Annotated in this window: 19 protein-coding genes; 2 read left to right on the top strand and 17 right to left on the bottom strand. The window is 40.1% G+C overall.

Annotated features, from left to right (window positions below; genetic code table 11):
* The first annotated feature begins 5 nt into the window (after window positions 1-5).
* Window positions 6-833 carry an exodeoxyribonuclease III gene (locus EL087_RS02280; protein ID WP_024052028.1) on the top strand — a complete coding sequence of 276 codons (828 nt, stop codon included), beginning with the start codon at window positions 6-8 and terminating at the stop codon, window positions 831-833.
* A gap of 24 nt (window positions 834-857) precedes the next feature.
* Here the strand turns inward: EL087_RS02280 and nth are convergent, their stop codons facing one another.
* The 7 genes from nth to tmk form a co-directional block, all read right to left on the bottom strand.
* The gene (gene nth / locus EL087_RS02275; RefSeq protein ID WP_126406619.1) at window positions 858-1481 is read right to left on the bottom strand and encodes an endonuclease III; all 624 of its coding nucleotides are present in this window, start codon (window positions 1479-1481) and stop codon (window positions 858-860) included.
* Between the two features lie 311 nt (window positions 1482-1792).
* A complete protein-coding gene (locus EL087_RS02270) occupies window positions 1793-2146 on the bottom strand; it encodes an arsenate reductase family protein (RefSeq protein ID WP_126406616.1) in 354 nt (117 codons plus the stop codon).
* Between the two features lie 19 nt (window positions 2147-2165).
* Complete coding sequence (locus tag EL087_RS02265; protein WP_126406613.1) at window positions 2166-2672, bottom strand: methylated-DNA--[protein]-cysteine S-methyltransferase; 507 nt, start codon at window positions 2670-2672, stop codon at window positions 2166-2168.
* Window positions 2673-2674: 2 nt separating this feature from the next.
* Window positions 2675-3541: a 16S rRNA (cytidine(1402)-2'-O)-methyltransferase gene (rsmI, locus tag EL087_RS02260; RefSeq protein ID WP_003028320.1), complete on the bottom strand. Its 867-nt coding sequence runs from the start codon at window positions 3539-3541 to the stop codon at window positions 2675-2677.
* Window positions 3542-3543: 2 nt separating this feature from the next.
* Window positions 3544-3861: a DNA replication initiation control protein YabA gene (gene yabA, locus EL087_RS02255; protein WP_003043534.1), complete on the bottom strand. Its 318-nt coding sequence runs from the start codon at window positions 3859-3861 to the stop codon at window positions 3544-3546.
* Between the two features lie 34 nt (window positions 3862-3895).
* On the bottom strand, window positions 3896-4789 hold the full coding sequence (locus EL087_RS02250) for a DNA polymerase III subunit delta' (RefSeq protein ID WP_003043175.1): 894 nt from the start codon (window positions 4787-4789) through the stop codon (window positions 3896-3898).
* Window positions 4786-5424, bottom strand: a complete 639-nt coding sequence (tmk, locus tag EL087_RS02245; protein ID WP_003043572.1) for a dTMP kinase — start codon at window positions 5422-5424, stop codon at window positions 4786-4788. The genes EL087_RS02250 and tmk overlap by 4 nt, the downstream gene beginning before the upstream one ends.
* A gap of 154 nt (window positions 5425-5578) precedes the next feature.
* On the opposite strand from tmk, the gene EL087_RS02240 reads away from it, so the two are divergent.
* On the top strand, window positions 5579-6442 hold the full coding sequence (locus tag EL087_RS02240) for a YitT family protein (protein ID WP_003043582.1): 864 nt from the start codon (window positions 5579-5581) through the stop codon (window positions 6440-6442).
* A gap of 66 nt (window positions 6443-6508) precedes the next feature.
* Here EL087_RS02240 and EL087_RS02235 read toward each other — a convergent pair whose 3' ends face one another.
* The 10 genes from EL087_RS02235 to mgtA form a co-directional block, all read right to left on the bottom strand.
* Window positions 6509-7165: a CBS domain-containing protein gene (locus EL087_RS02235; RefSeq protein WP_003028326.1), complete on the bottom strand. Its 657-nt coding sequence runs from the start codon at window positions 7163-7165 to the stop codon at window positions 6509-6511.
* A gap of 146 nt (window positions 7166-7311) precedes the next feature.
* Entirely contained in the window at window positions 7312-8022 is a 711-nt protein-coding gene (locus EL087_RS02230; protein WP_003043423.1) for an ABC transporter ATP-binding protein, read from the bottom strand.
* Window positions 8022-8786, bottom strand: coding sequence for an ABC transporter ATP-binding protein (locus EL087_RS02225; RefSeq protein WP_003043153.1), 765 nt, complete (start codon window positions 8784-8786; stop codon window positions 8022-8024). Before EL087_RS02225 ends, EL087_RS02230 begins: the two co-directional genes overlap by 1 nt.
* Window positions 8786-9736: a branched-chain amino acid ABC transporter permease gene (locus EL087_RS02220; RefSeq protein ID WP_049512492.1), complete on the bottom strand. Its 951-nt coding sequence runs from the start codon at window positions 9734-9736 to the stop codon at window positions 8786-8788. Before EL087_RS02220 ends, EL087_RS02225 begins: the two co-directional genes overlap by 1 nt.
* A 3-nt stretch (window positions 9737-9739) precedes the next feature.
* On the bottom strand, window positions 9740-10609 hold the full coding sequence (locus tag EL087_RS02215) for a branched-chain amino acid ABC transporter permease (RefSeq protein WP_003028330.1): 870 nt from the start codon (window positions 10607-10609) through the stop codon (window positions 9740-9742).
* A gap of 390 nt (window positions 10610-10999) precedes the next feature.
* The gene (locus EL087_RS02210; protein WP_003043531.1) at window positions 11000-12163 is read right to left on the bottom strand and encodes an ABC transporter substrate-binding protein; all 1164 of its coding nucleotides are present in this window, start codon (window positions 12161-12163) and stop codon (window positions 11000-11002) included.
* Between the two features lie 82 nt (window positions 12164-12245).
* Entirely contained in the window at window positions 12246-12515 is a 270-nt protein-coding gene (locus EL087_RS02205; RefSeq protein ID WP_106082941.1) for a YlbG family protein, read from the bottom strand.
* A 91-nt stretch (window positions 12516-12606) separates the two neighbouring features.
* The gene (locus tag EL087_RS02200) at window positions 12607-13221 is read right to left on the bottom strand and encodes an ATP-dependent Clp protease proteolytic subunit (protein ID WP_223349572.1); all 615 of its coding nucleotides are present in this window, start codon (window positions 13219-13221) and stop codon (window positions 12607-12609) included.
* A gap of 88 nt (window positions 13222-13309) precedes the next feature.
* Window positions 13310-13939 (bottom strand): uracil phosphoribosyltransferase, encoded by a 630-nt coding sequence (gene upp / locus EL087_RS02195; protein WP_003025639.1) that lies wholly within the window; start codon window positions 13937-13939, stop codon window positions 13310-13312.
* A gap of 97 nt (window positions 13940-14036) precedes the next feature.
* Complete coding sequence (gene mgtA, locus EL087_RS02185; protein ID WP_126406610.1) at window positions 14037-16691, bottom strand: magnesium-translocating P-type ATPase; 2655 nt, start codon at window positions 16689-16691, stop codon at window positions 14037-14039.
* Between the last annotated feature and the right edge of the window lie 14 nt (window positions 16692-16705).

Raw genomic sequence — 16705 nt, 5'->3', positions numbered from 1 at the left:
TCTATATGAAACTCATTTCTTGGAATATTGACTCTCTCAACGCGGCTTTGACCAGCGATTCTGCACGCGCGCAATTGTCACAAGCTGTTTTACAGACTTTAGTAGGATTAGACGCTGATATTATCGCCATTCAGGAAACTAAATTATCTGCTAACGGACCAACTAAAAAACATCTAAAAGTTTTGGATGAATTATTCCCACATTATGAAACTACATGGCGCTCTTCTATAGAACCTGCACGTAAAGGTTATGCCGGAACTATGTTTTTATACAAAGAGAATCTATCTCCAAAAATAACCTTCCCAGAAATCGGTGCACCTTCTACTATGGATGCCGAAGGGCGTATTATTACCCTTGAGTTTGAAAAATTCTTTGTCACACAAGTCTACACTCCCAATGCAGGTGATGGTTTAAAACGTTTAGAAGAACGACAAATCTGGGACAAAAAATATGCTGACTATCTAACAGCTTTAGACATAGAAAAACCTGTCCTTGCGACAGGGGACTACAATGTAGCCCACAATGAGATTGACCTCGCTCATCCTTCTAGCAACCGTCGCTCACCTGGATTTACAGATGAAGAACGATCCGGATTTACCAATCTGTTAAATCGCGGTTTTACGGATACTTTCCGTTACATTCACGGCGATATTCCAAATGTTTATAGCTGGTGGGCACAACGCAGCAAGACCAGCAAAATCAATAACAGTGGCTGGAGAATTGATTACTGGCTGACCAGCAATCGAATTGCAGATAAAGTAACCAAGTCAGAAATGATTGACTCAGGTACAAGGCAAGACCACACACCAATTGTATTGGAAATTGAGTTATAAAAAAAGAGGTTTCTCCTCTTTTTTTCAATCAAAATGATACAGTTGTGGATACTGGTCACATTCAGGATTTCTTGGGTGGCAAATTTCACGGCCAAAGCAAATCATAGCTTGATGAGCTGGAAGCCATTCATTTTTGGGCAGAACTTCCATCACGCGTTGTTCAACTTCTAGAGGGGTAGCCGACTTTTTGACAATGTCATGATGTTTGCAAATCCGCTCCACATGAGTATCCACCGCAAAAGCCGGAATACCAAAACCAACACTCATGACCACATTGGCTGTTTTACGTCCTACACCTGCAAGACTTTCCAATTCCTGTCGTGTATGTGGGACCTGACCGTCAAAGTTATCCAGCAATTGCTGAGCACATTTTTTCAAAAACTTAGCCTTATTGCGATAAAGCCCCAGACGAGCAATATAGCTGGCAATTTCGCTTTCTGAAGCCGTCGCCATTTCCTGTGGAGTTGGATAGGCTTTAAAAAGGGCTGGTGTGACTGTGTTGACTGCTGCATCGGTCGTTTGAGCCGACAGCATAACTGCTACCAGCAATTCAAAATGATTGGTAAAATTCAAGCTAGGTTTCGCATCTGGAAATAGGGCGATGATTTCCTCAATTACCCTTCGCGCACGTTTTTTTGATAAAACCATTTTTTCTCTTTTCGTTTTTTACTAATATTCACTGAAACACAGACTGTTTAGCAACCTTGCAAAGTGAGACTATACAAAATATCTGGCGGGATATGTTGTATTGGATGATTAAATTAAGAGACCGACGATTAACATTTTCAAATTTTAGTTCTATCTCACTATCAAGCTAACAAGGTTTGAAGAAATTTTCTCAGTATATAAAAACATTATAACATGAACACCAATGATACCAAAATAGAGAGCTTAAAAAGAAGTGAGGCAACAATTGCGATTTTAAAGAAATCCATTTTGTCGTCTCACTTCTTTTGTGTTTACAAATTTAATGTTTCATACTCTGTGCGGTAGCCTATTTGCAGGATTTTCCCATCTTTTTCTAAGATTGGTCGTTTGATGAGCATACCATCGGTTGCTAAAAGCTCTGCGGCTTCTTCGGCGGACAATCCTGATAGTTTATCTTTCAAACCTAGCTCACGATATTTGAGCCCGCTAGTGTTGAAAAAAGATTTGATGTTTAAATCAGAAGTTTCCATCCAAGTTAAAATTTCCTCTTTACTCGGTGTTTCCTTGACAATATCCACCGCTTCAAAGTCCAAACCCAAGCGGTTTAATTCAGCCTTGGCTTTGCGACAGGTCGAACATTTTGGATATTCAATAAATCGTAACATATCATTTTCTCCATTTGTATCATTTATCTAAAGCTTTCTCGCTAAGCTCTACGCCTTCATGCTCCAAGAGCCATATTTTCTTGTCTAATCCCCCAGCATAGCCAGTTAATTGTCCTTGACTTCCCAGCACTCGATGACAGGGAACGATGATTGAAAAAGGATTTTTACCCACAGCACCACCAACAGCCTGCGCCGAGCGAACATCTAACTCCTTTGCTATCTGACCATAAGTAACCGTTGCCCCATAAGGAATAGTTTGCAGATAAGCCCAGACCCGTTGTTGAAAATCCGTCCCAACAGGAGCCAAAACAAGACTCGAAAAGTCTGGACAATCTCCGTTAAAATAGCAATCTAGCAGATTCTTCGTCTCTTTTAAAACCTCATTTTCTGCTAAGAGTAAATTCTCCTCTAAACCGCGCTCAAAATATTTCTGCTTGAGAAACCAGACTCCAACCAGCCCTGTCTCATCAGCAACTAAAGACATTTCTCCTAAAGGGGAAATATAAATTTGTTTATAAAAAGTCATTTTTACTCACTGACTTGCTCATGATAACGAGCATATAATTCACTCTTATTCCAGCCGTATTTTTTCGCTACTTCTTTGATAGCTTGATTTTTCTTTGCTCCTGCTGTTACTAGAAAATCAATCTCTGCCAACAAATCCGCTTCTGACTGCTCAACCACTTCTTCGCTCGCTCCTTCTACAATCAGCAAGCATTCACCCTTGAGCGGATTTTCTGAAATATGGTCTATCACTTCGGAAATCAAGCCACGTTGGTATTCCTCATAAATCTTAGTCAATTCCCGTACCAGGACAACGGAGCGATTTCCATAGATACTAAGCATATTTTCTAAAGTAGCCTTAACCCGATGAGGAGATTCGTAAAAAATCTGTGTCTCTGGGTAGGCTTTTTTATTAGAAAAAAACTCTTTTTGCTGACCGGCCTTGCGTGGCAAAAATCCATAAAAAATATGAGGTTGCGGAGCAAGACCACTAGCTATCAAAGCTGAAATACCTGCGCTGGGACCAGGTACAGTCACTACTGCGATTTCCTCAGCAATAGCAGCCTTGACTAAATCATGCCCTGGATCAGAAATACTAGGCAAACCTGCATCCGAAACCTGCGCAATATCCTGACCACTTTTCAGCAAACGAATCAAATCAGGGATTTTTTCTTTGGCATTATGCTCATGAAAGCTAATCTGCTTCGTAGCAATGTCAAAATGCTTGAGCAACAGACCAGTATTTCTGGTATCTTCTGCTGCAATGAAATCAACTTCTTTCAGAGTATTCACCATACGGATACTCATATCGTCCATATTCCCAATCGGAGTAGCCACCAGATAGAGCTTCCCATAAGGAGACTGACCTTTAAAACTTTTTTGAATCTGCATGCTTACTCCCTAAAAAGCAATTCATCACAAAACATACATTCTGCATCATTTTCACGACGTTGACCATAAAAATCCGTGCACACGTGAAATCCATCTTCATAGAGTTTGCGCAGATTATCTCGATTTCTTTTCGTTTTTGGTGCTGCTGCGTGCTCCACTTGACCTAATCGCTCTCTTAATTTATCATTTTCCAAGCGAAGCGCTACGTTTTCTTCCACCACACTTTTCAGATTTTTCTTAATCGCCTCTACCTCTGCCAAAGTAACAAGCAGATTTTGAGAAAATTCATCAAGGGCATCAAATAATTCTTTTTTATTCATCCTCACTACCATTTCCCTGTGCCAACGTAGCACATCATTCTCTTTCTTGCAACACCATATATTCTAGTGCATTTTGAAAACTAACATTGGCTTGCCACATTTTTCTTGCTGTAAATATACCTTCTAAATAGAAGCGTCCCCACGTTGTTTGCATTTCTTTTGCAAAGAGAAGCTCCAAGAGTTTCAAAACCTGTTCTTGCTTTTCCTTATCATCTGCCAGACTAGCCAACTTCGCAACCTGCAAATAAGCGGTCTCTTTTCGATTTAAACAAAGCGATGCAAAACGCTCACATTCTGCTGCCAAGTCAAAAAAAGCTGGGCTGGCTGCCAAACGTAGGGCTTCTTCTTCTGTTTGACTATAAGCAGTTAACAATTCTGCTTGTGTCTTTATCAGCCCAGCCTGCTCCAATTTTTCAAGCAAATAGGCTTGATTTTTTGGAAAATGAAATAGCTGCGCTCGGCTTTTAATCGTGGACAAAATAAGATTTTCATCCGCTGTCAACAAGAAAATATACACTTCACTTTGCGGCTCTTCAATGACCTTCAACAGCGAATTAGCTGCATTGACATGCATCTTGCCCGCATCACAAATGATAAACACTTGCTTGTTGCTCTCAAATCCAGACTGCGAAAAATTGCGTACCAATTCTCTGACTCGCTCTGTCTTTATAATATTATTGATTGGTCGAACCACCGTCACATCTGAAAAATCCTCTTCCTCAATCAACCGACAATTTCGACATTCCCCACAAGGAAGAACGCCGTTTTTATTGGTGCAAAACAAGCTCTGTGCCAAACATTGAGCCATTTCAAAACTGCCGAAAGCCCCTGTAAACAGATAAGCATGATTCAGCCGATGTTGCTGTAAAATGTGCTCAAAACGCTCAAACAAAACTGGCTGCAACTGAGCTATTTCTTCTATTTTCATCTTAAACTCTCAACTTGTTCTGCCAATACTGCTAAAGTATCTGCAACGACCTTTTCTAATGGCTGACTAGCATCAATCTTTCTCACACGATTTGGTTCTTTTTCAAGAATAGACAAATACCCCTCACGCACGCGCCGATGCCATTCCACACTTTCACGATCCAAGCGGTCCGCACCACGCTCTTTGCTCTTAGCAATGCGAGCCAAGCCTTCCTCTGCTTCAATATCAAAATAAAGGGTCAAATCTGGCTTCAAACCGTCGGTCGCAAAATCATTCAGCCAATCAATATCAACCACCTTCAAGCCTCGACCAAAACCTTGATACGCCACCGAACTATCAATAAAGCGATCCACCAGCACCATTTCACCACGATCTAAAGCAGGCAAAATACATTCCACCAAATGTTGCCTGCGACTGGCAATATAGAGGAGCAGTTCCGTTTTTTCATCGATTTCCGTATGCTTCGGATCTAAAACAACATCGCGAATCTTCTCCGCTACTGCCACTCCACCAGGCTCACGCGTTGTGATAAACGCCTGCCCTTTTGCTTCTAAAATGGGAATCAAGGCTTCTAAAACACTTGATTTTCCTGCACCGTCTGGTCCCTCTAAAGAGATGAATATTCCTTTTGACATACTAACTCATTTCTTCCTTTTTCTCCTTTCTATTTTAACAAAAAACTCCAGAAAAATCATTGCCAGAAAAAGTTTAAAAAAATTTTTTCAAAATGATACATAAGTTTTCAAGATTTGATACAATAGAGTGTACAGAAATTATTAGGAGGTTAGCATGTCTAAGTTTAAAAACTATCTAACGATTATTCTAGGAGCTGGAATTTTTGCTTTTGCAATCAATTATCTGATTATTCCGAATCATTTGTATGAGGGAGGCGCAACTGGTGTGACCCTCATTACATACTATCTTTTTAAGATTCCTGTTTCACTGATGAATCTCATCATCAACATTCCTCTTTTCATTATTGCTTGGAAAATTTTTGGATCGCGACTTTTGTACTCTAGTATCTTAGGGACTTTTGCCGTTTCTGCTTGGCTGGCGGTCTTTGAAAAAATCCCTTTCGTGATTAACCTTGAAGGCGACCTCGTGATTGTGACGCTTCTGACAGGGATTATTGCTGGCGTTGGACTAGGAATTGTTTTCAATGCCGGTGGTACGACTGGCGGTACCGATATTATTGCTCGAATCGCTAACAAGTATACGAATATCTCCATGGGAAAATTGATGTTTACTGTAGACTTCTGCGTCCTTATTTTCGTTATACTTGTTTTTAAAGATGTTCGCTTAGTGACTTATACCTTGATTTTTGTCTTTATCGCTTCACGAGTAATTGACTTGATTGGTGAAGGCGGTTATGCCGGCAAGGGCTTCATGGTTATCACTAGCCGTCCAGAAGAATTAGCAAAGAAAATTGACGAAGATCTCGGTCGTGGAATTACTTTTATCAATGGACAAGGCTACTACAGCGAGAATGATCTGAAACTCATTTACTGCGTTGTTGGACGAAACGAAATGCAATCCATGAAAAAAGTTATTCATAGCGTCGATCCACATGCTTTTATTACCATTACAGATGCCCATGAAATCCTTGGTGAAGGCTTTACCTTAGATGTCAATAAGCAACCTATTCAGAAATAATCTTGCTCCCATTATAAAAAACGCATGATCACAGTTAAAAGACTGCTCTCATGCGTTTTTGTTATTTTATAAAGCTTTTGCTGAAGTACGGGTAATGTCTTCTACCTGAATGCTTTTGTCTTCAAATTTCGCTTTTAAAGCCGGCAAATCCACATTGCCATCAATTTGAACTTCAATGATAACCTTGCCATCTTTGCGTGGAATATTAACAGCGTTAGAGATGTTGAGATTTTCTTCGACAATCAAATGCACTATCTTCTCCAACACACCGACTTCATCTTCTGTAATGAAACGCACGCGAATACCTTCTTCACCATAGCCAGCAATTTCAAGAAAGGCTCTGAAAACATCACGATCTGTAATGACGCCGTATACTTGCTGGTTATCCACCACTGGCAAAATGCCAATTTTATTTTTCAGCATCAAGTAAGTAGCATCTTCCAAGCTAGCAAATTGTGACACCGTCACCACATCACGAATCATGACATCTTTAATTTTGGTCTTGTTTAGCAAATAATTCATCTCATAGATAGACAAGCTGGTCGCTTTTGAAGGACTTGCTTCGGCAATCGTTCCTTCAGTCACCAAACCGACCAATTGGTCATTTTCAATAACAGGAAGCCGGTGCAATCCTTGCTCCCGCATAATATCCGCCGCATGCGCTACCGTCGTGTCTGGACTAATGTACACTACTTTTCGTGTCATAAAATCTTTAACTGCCATGGGAATCTCCTTTATCTTTGATTTTTCAGTTCTATTATACTGTATTTTCTAGTTTATTTCAAACGCTTTCAATCTACTTACCTATGTTTTCAAGAATATTATTAGTGAATAAAAAAGAAGTAGAAAACCACTTCTTTCTCCTTTTTTCACCCACCGAGATAAGCCTTGCGGACTTCATCGGAAGCGAGCAATTCTTTTCCTGTGCCAGACAAGACAATATTTCCTGTTTCTAAAACATAGCCACGGTCGGCAATTGAGAGGGCTTTGTTAGCATTTTGCTCAATCAATAGAACAGTTGTGCCTTGTTTTTGAATATCTTGAATAATATCAAAAATTTCTTGAATGAAGAGAGGAGCCAGTCCCATTGAAGGCTCATCTAAAAGCAGGAGTTTGGGCGTAGACATGAGAGCTCGCCCCATAGCAAGCATCTGCTGCTCACCTCCCGAAAGAGTTGCAGCATCTTGATTTTTACGTTCTTCTAAACGCGGAAAGCGTGAGAAGACTTTTTTTAGATTCGCTTGATTTTCATCACGATTTGTTTTTAAGAAAGCACCCATTTCTAGGTTTTCCAAAACAGTCAGGCCTGAGAAAACATGGCGTCCTTCGGGTACCTGAGAAAGCCCTGCTGCTACAATTTTCTGAGCAGGAACTTTTTGAATTTCATTTCCTAGAAACTCAATTTTTCCTGCACTTGGACGAACCAGTCCTGAAATGGTTCGAAGAATCGTTGTTTTTCCGGCACCATTGGCACCGATGAGAGAAACAACTTCGCCCTCGTTGACTTCAAAGCTGACATCTCGGACAGCCTGAATCATGCCATAATGGACGGAAAGATTTTCAACTTTTAGCATAGACATTAGGCTTCACCTCCCAGATAGGCTTCAATAACACGCTTATCATTTTTAATCTCGTCAGGAGTTCCGTGTGCAATCAAACGACCATACTCCAATACATAAATTCGTTCCGTCACTTCCATAACTAGGCTCATGTCATGCTCAATCAGCATGATTGTGATTTGAAATTCATTTTTTATGCGACGAATTAACTCTGTCAATTCTGCTGTTTCTTGCGGATTCATTCCCGCAGCAGGCTCATCAAGAAAGAGAATTTTAGGTTCTGTTGCTAGAGCACGCACGATTTCCAAACGACGTTGTTGACCGTAAGCTAAATTCTTAGCAAGCGTTTCTGCTTCATCGTCTAGGTCAAAGATTTTTAGCAATTTCAATGCTTTCTCACGCAGTTCTGCTTCATTTTTGTAGAAAGCTGGCAAACGAAAGAAGCTAGCAAAAACATGTGCTTTGTGGTGATTTCCAAAAGCAATCAAGACATTCTCTAGAACTGTCAAATCTTTAAACAAGCGAATATTTTGGAATGTCCGACTGAGTCCTAAAGAAGCAATCTTATAAGGTGCCTTGCCATTGAGCAAATGCCCATCCAAGGTCACGCTTCCTTCACTTGGTTCATAAACACCGGTCAGTAAGTTAAACAAAGTTGTTTTTCCAGCACCGTTTGGACCAATGAGACCGACTAATTCGCCCTCATTCAGCTCCAAGGTCACATCGCCAACAGCAGTCAGCCCGCCGAAATTTTTTGTTAAGTTTTTTACATCAAGAAGCGCCATTAGTTGACCTCCTTATCTTTTTTAAAGAAGCGTGATAGGCTCAATTCCCATGTGCCAAGAAGTCCTCCCGGACGGAAAATCATCACCAAAATTAAAGCAAGAGAGTAGATAATCATCCGAATGCTTGCTACATTTTGAAGCACCATGTTTAAAATTCCCAAAACAATCGCTGCAACAATGGTACCAGTCATAGAACCAAGACCACCAAATACCACGATAATCAAGACATTGATACTATTGATAAAAGTATAATCTTTCGGCACAACAGAGCCAATAAATCCTGCTTGGAGTGAACCCGCGATACTAGCTGTCATCGCTCCAAAAACAAAAGCAATGACTTTGATTTTAGTGGTATTAACCCCTACAGATTCTGCTGCAATTTCGTCTTCGCGAACCGACAATGTTGCTCGACCAATTGGGCTGCGCAAGAAATTGATGGTTAAAATAGTTGTGATAACTACAAAGAAATACACCATTTGCCAATTGGTAAAAGCAGGAATACCCAAGATACCTGCGGCTCCGTTGGTCAAATCGCCTCCATTGATGATTAAAATCCGAATGATTTCAGAAACCCCAAGCGTGGCAATTGCTAGATAATCGCCCTTCAAACGAAGAGTAGGAATCCCGACAATCAAAGCGACTGCTCCTGCAATCAATGCCCCTAACACCATAGCCGCAAAAAAGGCAGGATAGGTAGCAGATTTCGAACCAATAATTGCAGCTGCATAAGCACCAATTGCCATGAAGCCAGCATGCCCCAGAGAAAATTGACCAGAAAAGCCGACAATCAAATTCAACCCTACTGCTAAAATAATGTTAATACCGATTTGCTGTAAGATTTGCAAGTAAAAATCATTCAAAACTCCAGCGCTGACAAGGAGAGTCAGCAAACCGTAACCAGCAAGAAGGAGCACAAACCATAGAATATTTACTTTTACATTCTTCTTCATAGCTTACACCTTCTCTTTCACATTCTTACCAAGAATACCTGCAGGACGGACAAGTAAAATCAAGATTAAGATACCGTACACAATCGCATCGCGGAAATCTGACATACCAAAAGCTGTCGCAAAGGTTTCTAATAGACCAATGACAAAGCCCCCCAGTGCTGCTCCGGGGATAATACCAATCCCACCAAGTACTGCAGCGACAAATGATTTCAACCCTGGTGTCATTCCCATCAAAGGCTCAAGGGAATTATAATAAAGCGCGATGAGTACACCTGCTGCTCCTGCCAAAGCAGAACCTAAAGCAAAAGTGAAACTAATTGTACGATTGACATTGATTCCCATTAGCTGCGCTGCATCACTATCAACAGAAACTGCCCGCATGGCTTTTCCCATTTTGGTTTTTTGAACGATAACCTGCAGCAATACCATTAAAATCAAGGAAATGACCAAAATCATCAATTGGATATTTGTGAGACTAATCGGACCAAAATTATAACGAACCGTTTCAATCACTTGTGGGAACGAACGAGTATTGGCTCCCACAAAATAGACCATCACATATTCCAAGAAAAATGAAACACCAATCGCAGTAATCAAAGCTGCAATCCGAGTCGAATTTCTCAGTGGACGATACGCCAGAAACTCAACCAGCACACCTAAAACTGCCGTCCCAATCATTGCCAAAATCAAGGCAAGGAAAAAATTAAGATGAAGAGAGTTAATCAGGAAATAGCCCATAAAAGCGCCCATCATATAAATATCTCCATGAGCGAAGTTGATGAGCTTGATAATCCCATAAACCATGGTATAGCCGAGAGCGAGCAAAGCATAGACACTCCCTAAAATTAGACCATTAACAAGTTGTTGGAGCATGGCCACCACACTTTCTAATTATAGTATAGAAGAAAGAACTATGTGATCGTTCACATTTTCTTATCTATCGTGAAAAAAGAGCGAGTCAAGTCATCATTTCAAAAAAATTGATTTTTCTCACTCATCTATTCTAAGTTTGAGCAAATGAGACCTTTAAACCTTTTAAGTCTCATTTCACGGTTGACTGATTTTTAATAGCTTAAAACATATCTAACAATCAATCACTATGTCTTACAAACCTTAATGAAATATATTCTTAAGACTAAGACTTTTATCCCGCCTCTTTTCTTTTAGCCCGTATAAAGAGAAGTAACTATCTACGATGCTTACCATAAATAGTTACTCTTTTATACACTATAAAATATATTTTAAGCAATTTCTTGCGAAGGATTACGGCTTAACCGTTTCAGCTGCTGTGACCTTCCCATTGTTCATGGTCATCATAAAGGCTGTTTTGACAGTATTATGATTTTTGTCAAAGCTGGTATCACCTGTTACACCTTCAAAATTCTTTGTCTTAGCAAGGTTGTCTTTGATGTCAACAGATGTTTTCGCACCTTTGGCAGCATTGGCAACAAGATAAACAGAGTCGTATGCTAACGCTGCAAATGTTGAAGGTTCTTCATTGTTGTATTTCGCTTTGTAAGCTTCAAGGAATTTCTTTGCTTTATCTGAGACATCAACTGTTGAAGAGAAGCCTGAGATATAGTAGATATTTGAAGCTTTAGCTGGTGTCGCTTGTTGGACAAATTCTGCGCCATTAAAGCCATCACCACCAACGATTGGCTTATCAATTCCCATACCACGCGCTTGGTTGACAATTTTACCAGCTTCCGTATAATAACCAGGAATGATAATCGCATCAAAATCTTTTCCCTTCATCTTGGTAAGTGCTGCTTGAAAATCTGTATCACCAGCGACAAACTTTTCATCTGCAACAATCTCACCTTTGTAGGCATTACGGAAAGCTTTTGCGATACCTTTGGCATAATCACTTGAGTTATCTGTATAAAGCACAACTTTTTTCGCTTTTAACTTTTCTGTCACATATTTAGAAATGATTTTACCTTGAAAGCTATCCTGGAAAGTTCCGATGAATAAGTATTCTTGATTTTTCGTCAAACCGTCTTGTGTCGCACTAGGTGAAATCAAAGGGACACCTGCTTTTGTCGCATTGGGAACTGCCGCTGCTGTTGCACCAGAAGTTGCAGGTCCTACGACTGCATTTACTTTTGATTGGGTTACCAAGTTAGTCGTGACAGAAGCTGCTTCTGCTGTTTCAGATTTATTATCCTTGTCAACAACTTCAAGTTTCTTGCCATCAATACCACCAGCTTTGTTGATTTCATCAACAGCCAGTTGGGCACCTTTTTGTTCGGCTGTTCCATAAGCTGCTGTTGCACCAGTTTCTTCAAAGTTGAATCCGATTTTAATAGTCTTATCAGCAACTTTTGTACCAGTTGCATTGGAGCCACCTGACTTTACTTCCCCACAAGCGGCAAGAAGGGCAACACTTGCAAGGGCAACAAATGATAGAGCAAATTTTTTCTTCATATTCTTATCTCCTCGTTCCGAAATGATATGTTTAGAATATATCGAATTATCTGACAATTGTCAAGTGGTAAATGAGATTTTTTTATATGTTTACGTTTTCTTTATCTCTAAACAAGCTTCCAACAAAGTCTGTGTCCAATTCTTGAATGTGACAAACCCGTACTTGTTTGACATATTTTTCTTTAGATAACTTTTGCATCGTCTCTTCTACTTGCTCTGTCGGAATATACAACTGGAGGTAACGATGCTTTTTAGAATGGTAGACAATATCGCCAATAGTTTCTATTTTTTTCACATCTCGATTGTAATACAAATACACAATCAAACCTGTTCGTTCTTCTTTTTTAAACATGAATTTTCTTTCTAATTTATTTTTATCATTTATAAGTATATCAAAAAAATGCCCATCAGAGGACATTTTTCGTACAGTAATAAACAAATGATTAGTTTAAATTATTATTTGCCATGATTTCATCAATGAAACCATAATCCAAGGTTTCTTGAGCACTCATCCAATAATCGCGTTCTGCATCTTTATGTACTTGCTTAATGGTTTTCCCTGAATTATCCGCAAGGATTTTCTCCAAGTTATTCCGAGTTTTCAGCAAATGCTCAGCCGCAATCGCCATATCGGTTTGTTGCGTACCGCTACCAGTTCCGCCCATTGGTTGGTGAATCAGGTATTCTGCATTCGGCAACATGAAGCGCTTGCCTTTAGCACCACTTGAAGCAATAATGGTTCCCATGGAAGCAGCCATCCCCATGACAATTGTTTGGACATCTGATTTGATGAAGTTCATGGTATCAACAATCGCTAGACCAGCTGATACGGAACCGCCTGGCGTATTGATGTAAAGATAAATATCTTTGGTATTATCCTGCGCATCAAGAAAAAGTAATTGCGCAATAATGGAATTAGCCATATTGTCCTCAACAGGACCCGTCAGCATAATAATGCGATCTTTTAATAAGCGTGAGTAAATATCGTAGGAACGTTCTCCACGGCTTGTTTGTTCAATAACTACAGGAATCATTGTATTCTCCTTTTCATCTGATATTTTAATCTGACTAACAATTTTTAGTGAGATTTTTCAAATATGAGACTATTATAGCCTTTTGGTCAAAAAAGGTCAAACATAAAACTCATTATTTTGTACCGAAAAGACGATCTCCTGCATCTCCCAATCCTGGAACGATATAGCCGTTTTCATTCAAATGATCATCAAGGGCTGCTGTAAAGATTTCCACGTCTGGGTGAGCTTCTTGTAAAGCTTTCACACCTTCTGGCGCTGAAACAAGGCAGACAAATTTAATATTGTGTGCTCCGCGTTTTTTCAATGAATCAATGGCTAAAATAGCTGAACCACCTGTCGCCAGCATGGGATCTACCACAAAGATTTGACGTTGGCTAATGTCTTCTGGTAACTTCACAAGGTACTCAACTGGTTTTAGGGTTTCTTCGTCGCGATACATGCCAATATGTCCGACTTTAGCAGCTGGCACAAGGCTCAAAAGACCGTCCACCATACCGATACCTGCACGTAAAATTGGGACAATAGCTAATTTTTTACCAGCCAATTGTTTTTGAACCGTCTTTGTAATGGGCGTTTCAATTTCCACATCTTCTAATGGTAAGTCACGTAAAACTTCATAGCCCATCAGCATAGCAATTTCATTTACTAACTCACGAAAAGCCTTAGTAGAGGTATCCGTACGACGTAAGATAGACAATTTATGCTGAATGAGCGGATGTGCGATCACTTGAAATTTTTCCATGATTGGTTTTCCTTCTTTCAATTTATTCTTCTTATTATATCAAAAAAACATAAAAAAGGCTCGTGACAAACAAGCCTTTTCAAAGATTGTCAATTGCTTACAACCATTCATGGTATTTCTTAATATAAAGATGCTTCACAAACGTAACACTTACCATATACAAAATCATGACAAGGATTAAGAATAAGAAATAAGTACCGTTTAATGGAGCCACTTTTAAAAGCGTAGCAAAAGGACCGTAGGGTAATAAGGTTACAAAGAACACGGCTGCTAGGGTTGTCATGACTACGGACAAAGCCGGCCTGCTTTGAATAAACGGCAGTTTAGGTGAGCGCAGCATGTAGATAACCATGGTTTGCGTCCACATGGACTCAATAAACCAGCCTGTTTGGAAAATGGTGATGAACTCGCTAGACATCCCATGATGATAAACAGAACCTGTCATCATCGGTGCAATGATAAAGAACAAAATCAAGAAGGTCATACAGTCAAAAATAGAACTGATTGGACCAATCCAAGCCATAAAGCGCGTGATGGATTTGGCACTCCAAATGCGCGGTTTTTGCAAAAATTCACGGTCGACATTGTCAAATGGCAAAGCGATACATGAAATATCATACACCAAATTTAACACAATCAGATGAATTGGTGCCATAGGCAAAAATGGTAGGAAAATACTTGAAATCAACAAGGAAAAGATATTCCCGAAGTTGGAACTGACTGTCATCTTGATGTACTTGGTCATGTTGGCATAGACTTTTCGACCTTCCACTAAGCCTTTTTCAAGCACCAATAAGTCTTTATCTAACAGAATAACATCAGCTGTTTCTTTCGCAATATCAACAGCTGTATCAACTGAAATCCCTACATCAGCTACTTTCATAGAAGGTGCATCATTGATGCCGTCTCCCATATAACCAACCTTGTGCCCATTTGCTTTCAGCTGCAAAATGATACGCGCTTTTTGGTCGGGAGATAATTTCGCAAAAACAGTTGTGGTTTCAACAACTTTGCTCAATTCGTCATCCGACATCGTTTCAATCACAGAACCAAGTAGGATATGTTCTGCATCTAACCCAACTTTCTCACAGACCGCTTCTGTGACTTTTTCATTGTCACCTGTCAAAATTTTGGTGGCAACACCATATTCTGCTAAAGCCTTGATAGCAGGCGCTGCAGAAGGTTTTGGCGGGTCAAGAAAGGCAAGATACCCTGTCAAAATCATGTCTGACTCATCTTCTACTGTGTATTCATAGTCAGCATCTAAGTCTGAGCGATAGCTGACGCCCAGCACACGCAATCCTTGTTCATTTAACTGTGCAACTTCTGCTAAAATTTCTTGGCGAATCTCTTCTGTCAAAGGAAGGATTTCCCCTTTGTCTTCGACATAATTTGAAATAGACAGCATTTCCTCCAGAGCACCTTTTGTCACCATGCTGACGACATTCTCATCATCTCGAACCAACACACTCATGCGACGACGCTCAAAGTCAAAAGGCAATTCATCAATCTTCTTAAAAGTTTGGTCCAAGTTACGAACGATTTCGTGCTTTTCTGCTTCTTTTTCCGTCCGATTGATAATAGCACGATCCATCAGATTTTTTAGCCCTGTTTGATAATACGAATTAAGATAAGCTCTGCGAAGAACGGCTAAATCAAGCTCCCCATGAATATCAAGCGGATATTCCAAAACGATCTCATCTTGTGTCAGCGTTCCTGTTTTATCCGTACAAAGAATATCAATCGCTCCCAAATCTTGAATAGCATTAAGTTTCTTGATAACAACTTTTTCTTTTGCCATAAGAATGGAACCCTTAGCCAAGCTCGCAGTGATGACCATAGGTAACATTTCTGGTGTCAAACCAACACCGACACTAAGTGCAAATACACCAGCCTCCAGCCAATCTCCGTCTGTCAGACCATTGATAAGAAAGACAACGGGTACAAGTACCAACATGAGACGAATGAGCAACCATGAAATGCTGTTCATTTCTCGCTCAAAAGAGGTCGGTTCGTCATACGTATTGAGCGTTTGCTCAATTGCACCCATCTTGGTATCATCTCCAACGACCAGAACAAGGGCAATGGCACGACCAGAAATCACATTGGTTCCCATAAAGCCAAGGGCTTCAGATTCAAGCAGGCTATCTGCCTCTTTTGTCTCACATTTATCCAGCGCCATTTTTTCAACAGCATCACTTTCGCCTGTCAAGCCTGACTGTTGCACGAAGAAGTCGCGCGAATCCAAGATTAGCACATCTGCTGGCAACATATCTCCTGCACTCAAGCGAATAATGTCTCCTACTACTAATTCTGTAATTGGAATTTCCTGTTCTTTTCCCTCACGAACGACTGTCACTGTATTGACAATCATACGTGAAAGATTGCTGGCTGCTTTGTCGCTCCGCAATTCTTGCACAAAGCGAATACTACCAGACAACAAGACAAGGACAACAATGATGATAAATGTCGTCGGATCTTCTTGCCCAGGCTTTGCCAGCCAAACATTGGTCACCAAGGATACCAATGCAATGAGTAAGAGAATGACGGTAAAAGGATTGATAATGGATTCATAAATTTTTTTAAAAATTGAATCTTCTTGCCCTTTTGTCAATTCATTTTCACCATATAAGTCGCGATTTTCTTCAACCTGCTCTTCTGTCAGTCCTGCTCTGGAAGTGTTGAAAAAGGTCATCGTATCCCCTACAGACATATGAAGAGCATTTGTTAATCTTTCTTTTGCTGTTTTCACTGATTTCTCCTCTA

It is taken from the genome of Streptococcus milleri, from assembly GCF_900636525.1.
GTDB classification, from domain to species: domain Bacteria; phylum Bacillota; class Bacilli; order Lactobacillales; family Streptococcaceae; genus Streptococcus; species Streptococcus hominis.
Note: the sequence above shows the minus strand (reverse complement) of the source record. Positions and strands in the feature narration are given on the sequence as shown.